This window comes from Thalassospira sp. MBR-102, from assembly GCF_040549275.1.
In the GTDB taxonomy this organism is placed as follows: domain Bacteria; phylum Pseudomonadota; class Alphaproteobacteria; order Rhodospirillales; family Thalassospiraceae; genus Thalassospira; species Thalassospira xiamenensis.
Genome location: NZ_JBEPTC010000009.1, coordinates 83,139 through 101,184 on the forward strand (window position 1 = coordinate 83,139; position 18,046 = coordinate 101,184).

12 protein-coding genes are annotated in these 18,046 nt (G+C 55.8%); 5 read left to right on the top strand and 7 right to left on the bottom strand.

The genetic code is table 11. The features are described from left to right. Window positions 1-271: 271 nt before the first annotated feature. Together ABIE64_RS15435 and ABIE64_RS15440 are read right to left on the bottom strand one after the other, a co-directional pair. The gene (locus tag ABIE64_RS15435; RefSeq protein WP_354377892.1) at window positions 272-1,711 is read right to left on the bottom strand and encodes a deoxyguanosinetriphosphate triphosphohydrolase; all 1,440 of its coding nucleotides are present in this window, start codon (window positions 1,709-1,711) and stop codon (window positions 272-274) included. Between the two features lie 110 nt (window positions 1,712-1,821). Continuing rightward, window positions 1,822-2,241 carry a DUF4870 family protein gene (locus tag ABIE64_RS15440; RefSeq protein ID WP_037991700.1) on the bottom strand — a complete coding sequence of 140 codons (420 nt, stop codon included), beginning with the start codon at window positions 2,239-2,241 and terminating at the stop codon, window positions 1,822-1,824. Window positions 2,242-2,482: 241 nt separating this feature from the next. Between ABIE64_RS15440 and gor the strand changes: the two genes are divergently transcribed. The 3 genes from gor to pbpC all read left to right on the top strand — a co-directional run bounded on the left by gor (window position 2,483) and on the right by pbpC (window position 11,208). Beyond that, window positions 2,483-3,844 (top strand): glutathione-disulfide reductase, encoded by a 1,362-nt coding sequence (gor, locus tag ABIE64_RS15445; RefSeq protein ID WP_354377893.1) that lies wholly within the window; start codon window positions 2,483-2,485, stop codon window positions 3,842-3,844. Window positions 3,845-4,014: 170 nt separating this feature from the next. Then, window positions 4,015-9,078 carry an MG2 domain-containing protein gene (locus ABIE64_RS15450; RefSeq protein ID WP_354377894.1) on the top strand — a complete coding sequence of 1,688 codons (5,064 nt, stop codon included), beginning with the start codon at window positions 4,015-4,017 and terminating at the stop codon, window positions 9,076-9,078. Window positions 9,079-9,096: 18 nt separating this feature from the next. Further along, the gene (pbpC, locus tag ABIE64_RS15455) at window positions 9,097-11,208 is read left to right on the top strand and encodes a penicillin-binding protein 1C (RefSeq protein ID WP_354377895.1); all 2,112 of its coding nucleotides are present in this window, start codon (window positions 9,097-9,099) and stop codon (window positions 11,206-11,208) included. Between the two features lie 21 nt (window positions 11,209-11,229). On the opposite strand, the gene ABIE64_RS15460 is transcribed toward pbpC, so the two are convergent. Continuing rightward, on the bottom strand, window positions 11,230-11,718 hold the full coding sequence (locus ABIE64_RS15460) for an Lrp/AsnC family transcriptional regulator (RefSeq protein ID WP_071239408.1): 489 nt from the start codon (window positions 11,716-11,718) through the stop codon (window positions 11,230-11,232). 179 nt (window positions 11,719-11,897) lie between these two features. On the opposite strand from ABIE64_RS15460, the gene ABIE64_RS15465 reads away from it, so the two are divergent. Then, window positions 11,898-12,914: a 1-aminocyclopropane-1-carboxylate deaminase gene (locus ABIE64_RS15465; protein ID WP_037991707.1), complete on the top strand. Its 1,017-nt coding sequence runs from the start codon at window positions 11,898-11,900 to the stop codon at window positions 12,912-12,914. Between the two features lie 164 nt (window positions 12,915-13,078). On the opposite strand, the gene ABIE64_RS15470 is transcribed toward ABIE64_RS15465, so the two are convergent. From ABIE64_RS15470 to ABIE64_RS15485, 4 genes are all read right to left on the bottom strand, one after another. Further along, window positions 13,079-14,386, bottom strand: coding sequence for a TRAP transporter large permease (locus tag ABIE64_RS15470; protein WP_007091270.1), 1,308 nt, complete (start codon window positions 14,384-14,386; stop codon window positions 13,079-13,081). A gap of 73 nt (window positions 14,387-14,459) precedes the next feature. Further along, window positions 14,460-15,083 carry a TRAP transporter small permease subunit gene (locus ABIE64_RS15475; protein ID WP_354377896.1) on the bottom strand — a complete coding sequence of 208 codons (624 nt, stop codon included), beginning with the start codon at window positions 15,081-15,083 and terminating at the stop codon, window positions 14,460-14,462. Window positions 15,084-15,239: 156 nt separating this feature from the next. Continuing rightward, complete coding sequence (locus ABIE64_RS15480) at window positions 15,240-16,268, bottom strand: TRAP transporter substrate-binding protein (RefSeq protein ID WP_037989447.1); 1,029 nt, start codon at window positions 16,266-16,268, stop codon at window positions 15,240-15,242. Continuing rightward, window positions 16,265-16,876, bottom strand: coding sequence for a gluconokinase (locus tag ABIE64_RS15485; RefSeq protein WP_071239407.1), 612 nt, complete (start codon window positions 16,874-16,876; stop codon window positions 16,265-16,267). The genes ABIE64_RS15480 and ABIE64_RS15485 overlap by 4 nt, the downstream gene beginning before the upstream one ends. 141 nt (window positions 16,877-17,017) lie before the next feature. Between ABIE64_RS15485 and gntR the strand changes: the two genes are divergently transcribed. Next, complete coding sequence (gene gntR / locus ABIE64_RS15490) at window positions 17,018-18,043, top strand: HTH-type transcriptional regulator GntR (protein WP_354377897.1); 1,026 nt, start codon at window positions 17,018-17,020, stop codon at window positions 18,041-18,043. Window positions 18,044-18,046: the final 3 nt, after the last annotated feature.

The following is an 18,046-nucleotide window of genomic DNA, read 5'->3' on the forward strand; positions in this document are numbered from 1 at the left end:
CCATGTCATCGCGTCAGATCGCTGCCCCGTCATCTTCTCATTCCTGTTTTTGCCGCCCGAAACGCAAAAAACCCGCAAAAGCGAATCACGCTTTGCGGGTTTTGTCTCCGGACCCATTTGTCCTGTTGACTTTATCTTTATGCCACAACAAAAAGAACAAATCAAGAACTTTCTTCCAGAAAACCGGGAAAAGTTCCTTTTCAAAGCTCGGCACGGAAAGAATTGTATATTTATCAATATCTTAGTCGGGCGAACCTGCCGGGCTTTTGCGTTAAATCGTAATGCCCTGAAGTTTGCGAAACAGCGTCACCGCATAGCGGTCCGTCATGCCGGAAATATAATCCATCACCCGCATGATCCGGGCATAAAGCCCGTCGGCTTCCGACAGCTTGCCCGACAGAAGTTTGTCGATCCGGTCGGCCTGCGGCGGCAGGCGCTTGCCATGCGTTTTATGTTCTTCAATGTCGATTGCCGCCCGGACAAAGCTGTCAAGCAGGCCATTGATCACCTCGAACCCGGCCATTTCAATCGGCAGGACATGCGGCGCGTTATAAATCCGTTCAACCGCCAGCATCTTGCACTGTCTGGCATCCTTGCCAAGCGGCGTATTGGCCAGCAGATCACCTTCCAGTGTGCCCGAAAGCAACGCGTCCTCATGCGCGATAAAGGCATCAACCGCCGCCTTCACCAGATTGCCAATCGCCTTGCCGCGCAAAAAGCCGATCCGGTCATCTTCGGATTTCTCGGCATACCACGGCTCGGCCCGCAAATCGGCCCAGCGTTTTTCGGCATCACCCGGATATTTTTCCGGGTGGCGGGCAATCGGGGCAAGGGCGCGTTCGACCTGCTCGAAACTGACACAATTAAGTTCCCAGCCATCTTCAAGATCGACCACCGAATAACAGATGTCATCGGCCGCCTCGACCAGATAGACCAGCGGATGGCGTCGCCACGCGCCGTCAAACCCGTCAAGCGGCGATAACCCGCAAACATTGGCAATCGCATGGGCAATGTCGCGTTCCGCCTGATAATATCCGGGTTTCTTAAGCCCGGTATATTCCTTTCGGCGCGCATCGGGCACCGACGTGCTGCGCGGATATTTGATGAAGCTGCCAAGCGTGCCGTAAGTCAGGTTCAGCCCACCGTCAAACCGCTTCATTTCAAGCTGGCTGATGATGCGCAAGCCTTGCGCATTCCCTTCGAAATGCCGCAAATCTTCAAGCTCCGGCCCGGTCAACCGCCCGGTCAGTTCTTCCTTGGCAAGGCGGGATGTGGTGAACCATTCATTGATCGCATCCTCGCCCGAATGGCCGAATGGCGGGTTGCCGATATCATGGGCCAGGCACGCGGCCTGCACCATGTAACCGATATCGGCAATGGTGATCGGGCTTCCCTTGGGCAGGTGCTTGACGATATGCGCACCCGCCATAAGGCCAAGCGACTGCCCGACCGATCCGACCTCTATCGTGTGGGTCAGGCGGGTATGCACATGGTCATTTTCCGAAAGCGGATGAACCTGTGTCTTGTTCTGAAGACGGCGGAACGAGGATGAAAAAATGATCCGGTCAACATCGATCTGGAACGGGCTTCTGCCATCCGGGCTTGGATGCGGATCGCCATCGGGCAGGCGGATCTTGCCATCCCGAAAATCAAGCCGGTGTGGTGAAAGCAGATTTTCCCAGCGCATTTTGGCCGGTTGCATCGAACCCATGGCGATGCGACTCCCTGTCCGTGTCGTGTGTGCGTCCGCAAACCCGACTTTAACGGGGTGGGGAGTCGGGCGCAATCGGACAAAACCGATTGCGCCAAATCAGTGTGATCTTATCCGAAGAACCAGCTTTTCGGATTATCAATCGGGCTGCCGTTAAGCGCGCGCAAAAGACCGATCACGTTGCGCCCGATGAACCACGCGGTGGTATAAAGCGCCATCAGCCCGACAATTGCCCAGCCCAGAAGCGGCACCCAGCCGATCACGAAGGTGAAGAAGCCCAGAATGATCGCATAAAGGATGCTGATCCAGAATGTGCGGATGATGAATGTGTAATGGCTGTTGGTCCAGTGATCATCATCCTCGCGCGCGACATAGGCAACGATCAGCGCGATCAGACCGGTGGCAAAGGCGGTAAACAGCGTCGCGATCATCAGGCCGTAACAGACGACAGCCGTATTGCCGCCGCGCGTATCTGCATATTGCGGGGCATTGTCAAACGATGCGTCCTGACCTGTCATCCGGTCACTCATGGGCGTTGTTCCTGTGTTGTGGGGCCGTTCATCAAATCACCGGCTCTTTTCAGCATATAGCGAGAAAATTACCAAATGCTATCTTCGGGTGGTGAACCGGCACTGCGCGGGTGTTTTTCAGCGCGATAACACGAAATTCATCGCAAAGGGGCGGCTTTTGCCTCGACTCTTGTGATTTCCGCCCTACATTTGGCCCCATATCACGCAATGATCACAATGATCGAGAAATAAGGATTTCCGCATGTCGGATTATGATTATGACCTGTTTGTCATCGGTGCCGGATCGGGCGGGGTGCGGGCCGCACGCGTTGCATCTGGCTATGGGGCAAAGGTCGCGATTGCCGAGGAAAGCCGCGTTGGCGGTACCTGTGTCATTCGTGGCTGTGTGCCCAAAAAGCTTCTGGTTTACGGCGCACATTTTGCCGAGGATTTCGAAGACGCGGCCGCCTATGGCTGGACCCTTCCGGGTGAGCCAAACTTTAGCTGGAAAAAGCTGATTGCCAACAAGGATGCGGAAATCGACCGCCTGAATGGCATCTATAAAAAGCTTCTGGCGGGATCGAATATCGAACTGTTCGAAAGCCGCGCGGTGCTTAAGGATGCACACACCATTGCCGTTGGCGATAAAACCGTAACGGCGGATCGTATCCTGATTGCGGTGGGCGGCACGCCATCACTGCCCGATATTCCCGGTGTCGAGCACGCGATTTCCTCCAACGAGGCCTTCCATCTTGACGATCTGCCCGAACGGATTGCCGTTGTCGGCGGCGGCTATATCGCGGTTGAATTTGCCGGGATTTTCGCAGGCCTTGGTGCGCAGGTGACGCAATTCTATCGCGGCGATCAGATTTTGCGCGGTTTTGATCATGATATTCGCGAACACCTGGCCCGGGAAATCGTCAAAAAAGGTATCGACCTTAAGCTGAACACCAATGTCACCGCGATCAGCAAAAATGACGACGGGACGCTTTCCCTGACTCTGACCGGTGGCGGACATCAGGTTGTCGATGCCATCATGTTTGCCACCGGCCGCAAACCGAAAACCCATGGCATGGGTCTTGAGGAGGTCGGGGTGGAGCTTAAGGATAATAGTGCCATCATCACCAATGCGGGGCTGCAAACCAGCGTGCCAAATATCTATGCGGTTGGCGATGTCCGCGATCATGTCCAACTGACCCCGGTCGCGATCAAGGAAGGCATGGCGTTCGCCGATACGGTATTTGGCGGCAAACCGTGGTCGATGTCCTATAACGCCATCCCGACCGCGGTGTTCAGCCAGCCACCGGTTGGCACGGTCGGCCTGAGCGAGGAAGAAGCCCGGGCGAAGGGGGGCGAAGTCGTCATTTACAAATCGACCTTCAAACCAATGCGCCATACGCTTTCGGGGCGCGATGAAAAAACGCTGATGAAACTCATCGTCGATAAAACCACCGACGTCGTTCTTGGTGCGCACATGGTCGGCCCGGACGCCGCCGAAATCATCCAGGGTATCGGCATTGCGGTCCGCATGGGCGCAACCAAGGCCCAGTTCGACCAGACCGTTGCCGTGCACCCATCCGCGGCGGAAGAATTCGTCACCATGCGCTTCCCGGTTGGCGACTAAACTCCGGTTTCCGGCCAGTCTTCTGAAAACAGGTGGTTTCCCGTAACCCACCTGTTTTTTTGTGTGATGTTTATGCTGGACGACGGACCACAAAAAACCTTTATTGTGCAGAAGGATAAAAATCAGAATTCTGCCAATAAAATAAAAATACAGAGGTTCGGATGCGTTGCGTGAAATGGCTGACAGGCCTTCTTTTCTTGATGGTTACCTTGCCGGCTTTAACGGCTCTTGCTCAGGAAAAGGGGCCGTCACAGACGCCCGTGATCTATGCCGCAAGTTTCCCGTGCGAACGCGCATCAACGCTTGTTGAACATGCGATCTGCCAGAACGAAGACCTGGCAAAACGTGACCTTGAAATGGCGCGACGTTACCAGTCGGTAATGTCCATGTCAGACCCGGATCAGCAAAACAGCATCGAAAGCGATCAGGTGGGCTGGCTTTGGGAACGTAACCGCGCCTGCAGTTTTGACGCATCGGAAACCGCAAAAATCCATGACTGCCTTGCGGGGCAATATGATGCCCGGATTGCGGTTCTTGCCGGAATGCTGCGCGGGGATATTGTTCTTCAGAATGTGTCGGTGGCATCGGACAAAGCGGTGAGCGAAACCTGCTTTGTGTTTGATCACGAATTGCGTGCCGATCAGGATCTTGAATTGCGTGCCTATATCGAATTGTCGCCAAAACGGGACTATTCGGCGCGCATTTCCAACGGTGCGCTGTGTCTGTTTGGCCTTCCGCATTCGCAAATCACCAATGTTACCCTGCGCAAGGGCCTCAGAGGCCCCCACGATTTTACCCTGGCAGAGGATCTCAGCCACGATGTGAAGGTCGGGACGCGCCGTGCCACGATTTCACTGGGTACAAACAGCTATATCCTGCCAAAAAGTGATACGCCGGTCTTGCCGGTTACAACGGTCAATCATGATCGTTTGGCGCTTAAATTCTATCGCGTTGTGGAACGAAACATCGTTACGACGCTGACCCGCAATCTTCTGGCGCGTGAGCTTGATAATTGGGACATGCGCCAGATCGGCAATGATATCGGGGCAGAAATCTGGTCTGGAACGCTTGATATTCGCAATCGTCCGGATCAGGACGTCGTCACCCAGATTCCCCTGCGCGATATGGTTTCGGACTTCAAGCCGGGGCTCTATGTTCTGGTCGCAAGCGATCCTGATCAGGATGAAAGCTGGGCCAACCAGCCGACTCAATGGTTGGTGGTCACCGATCTTGGTCTTTCGGCTTACAGCGGCGAAAATGGCCTGTCGCTTCAGGTCCGGTCGCTTAAATCGTCCGAACCGGTCGGTCGGGCGACGGTGCGGCTTGTCGCCCGCAATAATGAAATACTCGGTGAAGCCGTCACCAGGGCGGATGGCTGGGCGGACCTTTCGGGGGCATTGTTAAACGGCACCGGCGGCAAACAGGCGGTTTATCTGACCGCAGAAACCAGAGACGGTGATTTTTCGTTTATTTCGCTGACCCAGCCAGCACTGGAGCTGTCGGACCATGGTGTCGCGGGCAAGGCGCCGCCCAAACCGCTGCAAACCTATCTGTACTCGGAACGTGGTATCTATCGACCGGGCGAGACGGTGAAACTTGGTTATTTGCTGCGTGACGACAAGGCCAATGCGCGCGCCCAAATCCCCCTGACCATTGTTTTGTATCAACCCGATGGCAAGGAAGTTTTCAAAACCGTTCAGTCCCCGGATGATTTGGGCGGCGGGCGTGTTGATATCCCCATTTCAGGCGCTGCCGCGACCGGGAAATGGCGGATTGCTGCCTATAGCGATCCAAAGGCGGATGCCATCGGCAATCTTGAAATTCAGGTCGAGGAATTCGTTCCCGAACGTCTTGAAGTCAGCGCGCATGTATCGGCCCCCTATATGGCCTTTGGTGCATCGATGCCGGTTGATGTTCAAACCGATTATCTGTTTGGAGCCCCGGGAAGCGGCCTTCGGGTCAGCGGGGATGCCTTGCTTCAGGTTGATCACAAACCGTTTGAGACCTATGGCGATTATTATTTTGGCTTGGCATCGGAAACGGCGCAAATCCGCAATGCTTTCGACCCTGTTAAAAGCGATGACAGCGGTTACGCCGAACTGAAGGTTCCGGCCTTTGACGAGGTTGATGTTTCCTCGCCGCTGCGCGTCCGGCTAAACATCGAGGTTGCCGATATCGATGGCCGTCCCAGCCGGGCGACCGTCAATCTGCCGCTGCGCAATAGCGACACCTTTGTTGGTGTAAGAGCCCGCTTTGATGGCGATACCCTGTCTTATGGGCAAGCCGCGACATTTGATGCAATCGCCCTGAATGCCGCGGGTGATCCAATCGCCAATCATGAATTGCAGATCGAATGGGTCCGCGAGGAACGCGATTACAACTGGTTCTATCAGGATGGTCGCTGGCAATCGAGTTACGAAAAATACGACATTCCCATTGATCGGGAAATCGTCACGACCGGCCCGGATGGCGTTGTTTCGTTCGATCGCGGATTTGATGACTGGGGATATTATCGCGCGGTCATTCGCGATAACCAGACCGGCAGTGCGGCCGATCATACCTTCCATGTCGGCTGGTGGTCGAACGGGCAATCCCCTGACCGCCCCGATCAGCTTGCCCTGACGGTTGAGTCCGACGACGTCAAACCGGGGGATACGATCAATGGCTTTGTCAAAGCACCGTTCGAAGGCAGACTTCAGGTAACGGTTGCCCACAAAAACATTCTGTGGCGTCAGGAATTTGATCTTTCGGCGGATGGCACGGAATTCAGTATCCCTGTCCGCGCGGAATGGGGCAGCGGCGCCTATGTTCTTGCTACGGCCTATCGTGCGGGGCTTGATACCGATCAGCACGGTCCGTTCCGTGCCGTCGGGGCCAAATGGATTTCGTTTGACAGTGAAAGCCACAGATTGAAAGTCGATTTTGACCTGCCCGACGAAGTCCTGCCATCCAGTCATCTTTCGGTGCCGGTCACGGTTTCGGGCGAGGTGGTTGGGGATGAAGACCTGCGCGTCAATGTCTTTGCCGTTGATGAAGGCATCCTGCGTCTTACCGGTTTCAAGACACCGCGCCCTGATCTTGATCTGCTGGCACAACAATATCTGCAACTTGGCTATTATGATCTTTATGGTCATCTGATCGCCCCGCAATCCGGGGATGCCGGAACGATCCGGTCCGGGGGGGATGAAACGGATTCTGGGAATCTGGGGTCATTGCGTGCCCGCGTATTCAAATCGGTGGCACTGGCCAGTGATACCTTGAAACCCGATGAAAACGGTGTGGCGACCGCACAGTTTGATCTGCCTGATTTTAACGGCAAACTGCGTTTCTTTGCCGTAACCTATAGCAAAACAGCCACCGGTGGTGGGGCGGCAAATATGCTGGTACGTGCCCCGATTGTCGCCGAACTTTTACCCGCCCGTTTTCAGGCACCGGGGGATGTCTCCAATGTGGCTCTGCGTCTGCAAAATCTAAGCGGTCCGGCTGGCGATTATCACACACGCTTGTCGTCCAGTGATGAATTTGCCATCGCCCAGCCCGACTGGAACGGTGTTTTGGCACAGGGCCAGCAAATTGAAACTGCATTTGACATTACCGCGCGAAAGATCGGTGTCGGGACGCTGACGCTTGATGTTTCCGGGCCGGATGGCTACCGCCAGCAGCGCCAGTGGGATATGGAAGTCCGTCCCGCCCAGCCTTGGGAAAACCACACCGCGCAGGCGGAATTGACCGCGGGTGATGTCCTTGATTTCAATGCTGACATCCTCGGTCAGTATTTGCCTGAAACGGTCAATATGAACCTGACCCTGTCGTCGGTTCCCGAAATCAGGGTTCAGGACCTGATCACGGCACTTGATCGCTATCCCTATGGTTGTCTGGAGCAAACCACCAGCCGGGCGTTCCCGTTGCTGTCGTTTGGGGATGCCCAGTCACGCTGGAGTGACGTCCGTTTCGATGCGGCCGGTCTGGATGACAAAATCCGTGACGGCATCGTGCGCATTCTTGCCAAGCAGCGCGGCGATGGCAGTTTCGGTTTCTGGGATCGCCATAATGATCCCGAACCGTGGCTGACTGCGTACGCCACCGATTTCCTGACGGCCGCGCGTGCGAACGGATATACCGTGCTGGATGACCGTTTTGATGATGCGCTGGATTGGATGCAGGACGTTGTGCGCTATGAACAATACCCGCCCGAAGCACGCGCCTATATGGTGCTGGTGCTGGCGCGCAATGATCGGTATTCCGTGTCGAACCTGAAATACGAAGCGGAAAAACTGCTCAATACCGGCATCGGGTCGCTGGCGCGCGCTCAGGTGAATGCCGCCCTGGTGACGGTTGGCGCGGACGCCGATCCGGTTTCAATGGATGACATCCTTCAAAATCTTGGCTCGACCGGGCGCTATTATCACAGCTTCGGCTCGTCCTTGCGCGATCTGTCGGCAATCCTGACCCTGCCAAAGGAAATCTTTGCCAGCGAAACGGAACGCCTGGCACTTTTGCGGGCTGTCACCGAACAATCCGATCAGGAACGCTATACAAGTACCCAGGAAAAAGGCTGGCTGTTGCAGGCGGCAACCAGCATTACCAAAGATGCCAGCCAGCTGGTTTCCCTGCGTCTGAACGGACGAGACATGGAACCGGCGCGAAGCTATCGCCTGACATTGCCGCCCGAACTTGTGACACCGGGATACAAGGTGGAAAATATCGGGGATCACACGGTTTTTGCCCGCTGGTCCGTTACCGGCATTCCGGCCAGCCCACTGGCACCAGAGGCCCATAACCTGTCGATCAAGCGCCAATATTTTGATCTTGATGGCAAACCGGCCTCTTTGGAAAATGTCAAAACCGGTGATCGCTTGATTGTGGTTCTGTCGGGGAAAAGTACGGCCAAACTGTCGCACCGTGCCTTGGTGGTGGATTTGCTGCCTGCCGGGTTTGAAATTGAAAGCAACGCGCATTTCCCTGAACTGGATGGCAAGCTTTCTCTTGGCCCCGATGACGTCTCCTGGACCGATTTCCGCGCCGAACGTGATGACCGGTTCGTCGCCTCGATCAATATTGGCAGTGGCGGCTATGGGCGTTACGAGAAAGCCGACTTCCGCCTGTCTTACGTTGTTCGTGCGGTGACGCCGGGGACCTATATTCTTCCGGCACCTTATATCGAAGATATGTACAAACCGGCCTTCTTCGCCCGTGGTACGGTGTCCTCGCTTGTGGTCAAACCGATCAACTAACCGCGAAAGACATCCGCCGTGACATTGACATGGCCCAAACCCGGACGCGCTTCTATCATTGTCGGCAGTTTTCTGCTGGCAATGGCGTGTCTGTGGGGGCTTGATCGGGTTTTCCCGCCCAATCTTGCCCGGTTGGATGATCTTTCAACCGTGGTTGAAGGTGAAAATGGCCGCCCGTTGCGGGTTTTTGGCACCGCCGATGGATTGCTGCGGCTGGAAACGCGGATTGCGGAAATTGATCCGAAATATATCCGGTTTCTGAAATCCTATGAGGACCGCCGTTTTGACAGTCACTTTGGCGTTGATCCGCTGGCTCTTATCCGCGCCGTCGGGCAATGGGTGCGGGCAGGGCATGTCGTGTCGGGCGGATCAACACTGACGATGCAGGTTGCCCGCCTTCTGGAGCCGCGTGATCGCACGATCCTATCAAAAATCATCGAAATGCTGCGCGCCATCCAACTCGAAGCCCATTATTCCAAAACGGAAATCCTTGATATGTATGTCACGCTGGCCCCGTTTGGCGGGCGTGTCGAAGGTATTCGAAGTGCCACCCATGTCTATTTCCGCAAAGAACCCGATCACTTGACAATTGCCGAGGCGGCCTTGCTTACCGTGCTGCCGCAATCGCCCGGCCGTCTGCGCCCGGATCGTTTTCCCGAAACGGCGCGTGCTGCCCGTGACAAGGTGCTGGATCGGCTATATTTAACGAATGCCATTTCCCGGGCCGATTATATCGAAGCTTTGGCGGAACCTTTGCCTGTTGCGCAATATCCTTTGCCGATGCTTGCCCCGCATCTTGCCGAACGATTGGTCGCAGCCAATCGCGATCAGACCCGTATCGTCACGACGATTGATCCGGCCCTTCAGGCTGACCTTCAAAAGCTTGTTGAATTTCACGGTGGGGATCAGGCCCCCGAACGTTCTGTGGCCATTATGGTTGTTGAAAACAGCACGTCAAAGGTCCGTGCCCATCTGGGGTCTCGCGATTATCTGGATCGGGTCAGTCACGGGTTCGTCGATATGACGCGCGCCATCCGTTCCCCCGGATCAACGTTAAAGCCGTTCATCTACGCCCTGTCATTTGATGATCACCAGACCCATCCCCAGACCATGATCTGGGATCGGGAAATTGCCGATGGCAGTTACCACCCGACCAACTTCGATCACGGCGAATATGGTCAGGTCAGCATTGCCGACGCCCTGCGATTTAGCCTCAACATCCCGGCCGTCAAGGTGCTTGAACGATATGGCCCGATCCGGTTTGCGCAAAGCTTGCGCCGAAATGGCCTTGAAATGCGGTTGCCCGGTGAAGCGCAAAGTCCCAATCTTGCCATGGCGCTTGGCGGGGTTGGCGTGCGCCTTGAAGACCTGATCGGGTTTTATCGGGCGCTGGCTGCGGATCGTAAAAACTGTCCGTTGCAATATCTGCGTGATCGGGCACCCGTTCCGTGCCTGTCCGACAGCGATATGTTTTCAGTTCGAACTCAAAACTGGATCACGGGTATTTTGCAAAATACGCCGCGTCCTGCGGGATATCGTTGGCAATCGTCGGACAATACCAATACCCCGCCGATTGCCTTTAAAACCGGTACCTCATATGGCTATCGCGACGCTTGGGCATTTGGCTATGCCGGGGATTATACCGTTGGCGTTTGGGTGGGGAAGGCATCCGGGCAACCGATACCGGGCCAAACCGGCCTTGGCGCTGCCGCCCCCATTTTGTTTTCCGTGTTTGAAAAACTCCCTCGTCCGCCTTTGCCACCAGCCAGGAACGCGGCCTTTAACCTTTGGAAAGCCCCGCCGCCCGACCTACTTAAGGACTTTTCGCGTCAACAGAAGGGCACAACAAAACAGGCTGCCAACGGCCTTGATATCATTTCCCCTGCCGAGGACGCGGTTTTCCTGCTCGGCGATATTCAGCAGCGCGGCGTGCCGCTGCGTGCCCGCAACGGGTTGCGCCCTCTGATCTGGATCATCAATGGCGTGCCGCTTGTTTCCGACCCTTGGAAACGCACCGTAAACTGGATGCCCGATGCACCGGGTTTTTACGATATCACCGTGCTTGATCGTCAGGGAGCAGCGCACCATCGCCGCATCACCATTCGTACAGCGTTGCCGTCCGACCGCTAACTCTGTTGATCTTGTTCTTGGTCAAAACGCCAGCGGTGCATTGTCGACGACCTCTTTCATCACAAAAAACGTTCGCGTTTGCCGGACACCGGGAAGCGCAATCAGCTGATCGCCATGCAGGTGATTGAAATCGGCCATGTCGCGGACCCGGATTTTCAGAAAGTAATCGAAATCCCCCGCCACCAGATGGCAATCAAGGATGAACGGAAGTTTCCGGCACGCGGTTTCGAACGCGGCGAAGCTGTCAGGGGTTGAGCGGTCCAGTACCACGCCAACCATCACCAGTGCCGCGCGATCCACCTTGTCCGGGGCGATCTGGGCGCGGATGGAGGTGATATATCCTTCTTCGAACAGGCGTTGCATCCGGCGGTGGCAGGTGGCCGGGCTGACATTGACCCGTTTGGCAATATCGGCATTGCCCATTCGTCCGTCAGTTTGCAGCAGGCGCAGAATCTTTTGATCGATGCGGTCTATCGGGGTGGTATTTGCGGGATTGGCAGGCTGCGTCATGAAAGGACCTTCCGGAATTCTGTAAATTTTCGAAATTCTAGGCACATTTTGATATGTGATGAAAGCTTCGTGTGAAAAATTGGCACGAAGTTCGAGAACACCTTTCACGCGGTTGGCGGTAGCATTTCCCCTTCATGAGGTTCGTTTCCCATGTCGTTCTGCAAATCAGGGAGTGCGCGATGCGCCTGGATAAATTTGAAAAATACAAACTGACCTTTGGCCCGACCCCGATTGAGGCTCTGCCGCGTCTTTCCGCCCATCTTGGCGGCGATGTCGAACTTTATGCCAAGCGCGAGGATTGCAATTCCGGGCTGGCCTTTGGCGGCAACAAGGTCCGCAAGATGGAATATATCATCCCCGATGCAATCAAATCCGGGGCCGATACCCTTGTCACCATCGGCGGTGTGCAATCCAACCACACAAGGCAGGTTGCGGCCATCGCCGCCAAGATCGGCATGAAATGCCGTCTGGTGCAGGAAAGCTGGGTGCCGTTTAACGATGCGGTTTATGACCGGGTCGGCAACATCCTGATGAGCCGCGTCATGGGGGCGGAGATCGAGTTGGTCGACGAGGGCTTTGATATCGGCATCCGTGAAAGCTGGGAAGCCGCCCTTGAGGATGTGAAGGCCAAGGGCGGGGTGCCTTACCCGATCCCGGCCGGGGCATCGGTGCATAAATATGGCGGTCTTGGTTTTGTCGGCTTTGCCGAGGAAGTCCGCGCCCAGGAAGCTGAGCTTGGCTTTAAATTCGATTATATCGTGGTCTGCACCGTGACCGGTTCCACCCATGCCGGGATGGCTGTCGGTTTTGCCGCCGATGGCCGTGCGGATAAGGTGGTTGGCATTGATGCGTCGGGTACCCTCGAACAGACCCGCGCGCAGGTTCTGGCGATTGCGCAGAAAACCGCCGATCTGGTCGAACTTGAAGGCGGTATTTCGGATCGCGACATCACCCTGATCGAAGATTATGCCTATCCGGCTTATGGCGTGCCGTCCGATGAAACCAACGAGGCAATTCGCCTGTGTGGTCGTCTGGAAGGCATGATGACCGACCCGGTTTACGAAGGCAAATCGATGCAGGGCATGATTGATCTGGTCAAAAAGGGCTATTTCCCCAAGGGGTCCAAAGTCCTGTACGCCCATCTTGGCGGTGTGCCGGCGATCAATGCCTATAGTTACCTTTATCGTAACGGCTGACTGGCCGTTCACAACCCTTGCACCCGCGCCACCCTGTCATTCCCGTTCTGGCGGGAATTTGGTCTCCCACAGCTCTCCCTCGAGGATGGGGTGGTGCGAACGCAAAGGGGAAGCCGTTATGGCTTCCCCTTTGTCATTTTGGGTTTCTATCAGTCCGGATGATCCTATCGCCCTGTAATCCCCGGGAAGATGATCAGAATGGCCACGGCCAGCACCTGCAGGCAGATGAATGGCACCAGTGCCTTGAAGATCGTGCCAAGCGTTATGTCCGGTGGTGCCACGGATTTCAGGTAAAACGCGGCAGGGCCAAACGGCGGGGACAGGAAGCTGACCTGCATGTTCATCGCAAACAGCACCCCGAACCATACTGGATCAAAGCCAAGCTGTTTGATGATCGGAACAAAGATCGGCATGGTCAGAAGGGCGATCCCGACCCAGTCAAGGAACATGCCCAGCACGAACAGGATCAGCATCATGAACAGGATGATGATCATCGGGTCATCGGAAATGCCGGTAATCAGGACGGATACAAACTTGATCCCGCCCATAAGGTTGAATACTCCGACCAGTGCCGATGCGCCAATCCCGATCCAGACGATCATGCCGCATGTCGACAGTGTCTGAAGCGATGCGGCCTTGAGCATGGAAAGCGAAAATTCGCGCCGAACGATGGTCGATGCGACCACCCCGGCAACACCAACGGCCGAGGCTTCCGTGACCGAGGCAATGCCGCCATAGATCGACCCCAAAACACAGATCACGACCAGGAACGGCAGGATCAGGCCCTTGAGCAGGCGGATTTTTTCTTCGTTCGGGATTTTTTCGGTGCGCGGCGGCGGAGCGATATTATCCCCCGTGTAGCTTCGAAACAGCACATAGGCGACATAGAACCCCGCCAGCATGAAGCCCGGCAGGAAGGATGCGGTAAACAGATCGCCGATCGACACATTCGCCGTCAGGCCATAGATGATCAGAACGATGGATGGTGGCACCATCGTGCCCAGCGACCCGCCAGCACAGACAACCCCGATAGCCAGGTTCTTGTCATATCCCTGACGGAGCATCTGTGGCAGTGCCAGCAAGCCCAGCAACACGATCTCGCCGCCGATGATGCCGCTCATGGCGGCCAGAATGACGGCGACAAAAATCGTCTGGACCGCAACCCCGCCCTTAAGCCGGCCACCAAACAGGCGCATGGCTTCGAACAGGTCCTTGGCAATGCCGGATCGATCAAGGATTGCTGCCATCATCACGAACATCGGGACCGAGACAAAGACAAAGGATGACACAAACGAATAGACCCTGCTTGTGATCAGCGGTACCGCCATCGGTCCGAACCAGCCAAGGGTAAACAGCAGGGCAATCAGCAGGGTCACAAATGCCAGCGGCATGCCGGTCATCAAAAAACCAAGCAGCAGCACGAACATCGCAAGCGTGCCATATTCAATGCCAAGGGACTGCAAATCAAACATCGGGATTTATCCTGTTGCGCCGGATATAACGGTCTTCATGCTGTGCATGGGCGAGTTTGGGCAGGAGTTCGGGTCAGTCATTGTCTTTTGCCGTCCCGGAATTTGCGCGCACATCATCAGGTTTGGCGCGGACATAATTGATAGCCAGAACGACAAACTGGATCGTTAACGCGATCAGAACCAACAGCATGAAGATTTTCAGTAATCCCGGATAAGGTGCGTTAAAGGCGCTGCCGGTGGTTTCCAGATGGATGCTGCCATCGGGTTTGAAGGCGGCACGCTGCACCATCAACCACCCCGCCCAGGCGAAAAAGCCCGACGAAATGGCACAGACGATTGATATGCCTATATCAAGTGCCCGGCGCAATTTTGGCCCGGCAATGTCATAGATGATGACAACCCGGATATGTTTGTCGCGCGATGCACAGTAAAGCCCGGCAAAAACAAAGCCGATGGCCGATAAAAACGTTGTGGTTTCATGCGCCCAAAGGGTCGGGCTGTTAAAAACGTGACGCATGAAAATCTCGAAAATCAGGATACCCATCGCCAACAGGAAACCCAGCGCGAAAACCGTGCTGATCTTGTCGACAACCCGGCCAAAAATGCCGGAAACCTCTGGTACGGGGGTTAATGCGCCATCCGGTTCCAGGGCAGGGGGAATTTCGCTATGCGCCATTTTTTCTGCGCTCGGGGCCATTTTCAGCATTCCTTGTCACGACAAAGAATACAATCCGGCAACGGGGAGGACCGCATCACCCGATAGCGTCTCTTCTATCGGGCTTGGCCGGACTGTACCGGGTCGTTCCGGCGGGCCTTTGCGGGCACCGCCGGAAACGGATGTATCAAGGCAGGCTCAGATCATGCCCTGTTCGGTCAGGTATTTGACGAGTGTATCATAAACCTTCTGGGCATTTTCCGAACGTGCCGCGACTTTTTCCCACTGGCTGGTTGCGATTTTACGGAATTTGTTGCGTTCCTCGGCCGACCAGTTGTGGATGGTAACCCCACCTTCGGCACGGGCCTTGGCAACGGCTTCCATGTCTTTCATGGCCAGCTGTGCGTCCATGTCGCGCGCAAGATCACGGACCGAAACTTCCAGAATGGTCTGGAGGTCTTCGGGCATGGAATCCCATTTCGCCTTGTTGACCGAAACTTCAAGCATCGGCATGGAATGGAAGCCCGGATAGACCGGATGTTTGGCGACGTCATGCAGACCCATTGCCTGGTTGGTCGAGAACACGGTCGCATCCGCAGCATCAATCACCTTTTTATCAAGGGATGTGAAAACTTCGGACTGCGGAATGTTCACAGGCGACGCACCGGCCGCGGCAAAGACTTCCTGCACCATACCTTCTGGTGCGCGCATTTTCAGCCCCTTGAGATCGGCAACGCCATCAAGCGGTTTTGACGAAACGAATGCCTCAAGGCCCGGTGTCACCGCCCCGATGAAATGCAGGCCATAGGGTTGCAGCAGTTCATTCATCAGTTCCTTGCCGCCACCATATTCAACGAAACGCAGCATTTCGGACGGTGCCGACCATGCACCTACCGGATTGGCGATCAGGCCGAATGCCGGGTCTTTACCGGTGAAATAGCTGGTGTCGGTGATGTGGCCGTCAATGATGCCAGCAGCAATTGCGTCCTGGGTTTCGGCATGTTCAACAACCGAGTTGACCGGCAACATTTCAACCGAAATGCGTCCGCCCGACATTTTGCCGACACGCTCGGCCCATTCCTGCTCCAGTACAAAGTTCGGCACGCCAGCCGCATCGCTTGACTGGACTTTAAGGGTGAATTCCTGTGCATTTGCGATCAGCGGTGATGCCATCATCAGGCTGGCGGCAAGTGCGGTTCCGGCGAGTGTCTTGAACGATAGGGTCATCTGTCTTCTCCCTGGGTTACCGGTTTTCCGGCGGTGTTATGCGTTTTGGTGGATGGACTGTCGATTTCGCCGGCTGCAAGACGGGCAGCAGCGGTCGAAACCACGGCTTCAATCGGGGCGTCGATGGAAACAGTCACGCTGATCTCGTCCGGCCCCAGCGGTTCGAGATCGGCCAACTGACTGTCAAGCAATCCGGGCGGCATGAAATGGCCGACCCGGCGATCCAGCCGGGACCGGATCACTTCGCGCGAACCGTCCAGAAAAACAAAAGTTACGGGTGCCATGTGATCGCGCAGGAAATCGCGATAGCGCCGTTTCAGTGCCGAACAGGCGATAAAGATTTTCGGCGATACATAGTTTGACTCAATTCCATGCGCGACTTCTTTGGCAGCCGCCCCAAGTGATGCCAGCCACGGCCAGCGCATCTCGTCATCAAGCGGGATGCCATTGCGCATGTTTTCGACATTTTGCGGGGGATGATAATCGTCCGCGTCAAGCCACACACCATTCATGATGCTGGCAAGGCCCTTTGCGACCGCGGTCTTGCCTGATCCGCTGACACCCATCACGATGACAAATTCGGCTTTGATGGCTAATCCTCCCGCCACTTTTATTTCGTCTTTTCTTGAGCGGGCCTTGCCCGCCTTGCTTTGTTAGCGCTAACATAATGATAGCGCTAACATCGAGTCAACAGATATTGTGCAACGCCGGGATCGCGGATATGAGGAACAGGGCATGAGAAGGAAGACATGAGAAAACGCAGAGGGGCCGGACGGCCGACCATCGCTGATGTGGCTGATAAGGCTGGGGTCAGCACGATCACCGTTTCACGGGCCTTGCGTGATCCGGCCAAGGTATCCGCCCCGTTGCGCGAACGCATTGATGCCGCCGTTCGCAAGCTTGATTATGTTCCCCATTCCCATGCCAGTGCGCTGGCATCATCGCGGTCCAACATTGTTGGCGTGATCGTGCCGTCGCTGACCAATAACGTGTTTGCCGATACGCTGCGCGCGATTTATGACGAGCTCGAACAGGGGCCGCTTCAGGTGCAGCTTGGCAATTCGCGCTATGTCGCGGCAGAAGAAGAACGCCTGATCCGCATTTTCCTTGGGCAGCGCCCTGCTGCCCTGATTGTTGCGGGTGGGGATCAGACCCCGGCGGCGCGGGCCTTGCTGGAAAGTGCCGATTGTCCGGTGGTGCAGGTCATGGAAGTCGATCCCGATCCGATTGATATGATGGTCGGATTCTCGCATTTCGAAGGCGGGCGCGCGGCCGGATATCACCTGTTGCAGCGCGGATATCGCAATATCGGTTTCATCGGTGCACGCATGGACCCGCGATCACGCCGCCGCATGGAAGGCTTTGCCGAAGCACTGCGATCAGCAGGCCGGTATGATTCGGAGCTGTTCATGACAACAACCCGGTCATCAAGCACATCACTGGGCGCAGAACTGATCGCAACGTTGCGTGCAAAGCGCCCGGATATTGAAGCGGTTTTTTGCAACAACGATGATATGGCGCTGGGCGTTCTGTTTGGCTGCCAGCATGCCGGGCTGCGTGTGCCCGAAGACCTTGGCATTATCGGTTTCAACGATCTTGAGATGATGGCAGCGGCCTGTCCGTCATTGACCAGCATTCGGACAAACCGCTACGGGATCGGCAAAACGGCGGTTGATATGATCCGGACAAGGCTGGATGGTGAAGAGCCGGAAAAGCCGGTTGTCGATCTTGGTTTCCAGTTGCAGGAACGTCAAAGTACCGCGCGACGGGGCTGATAT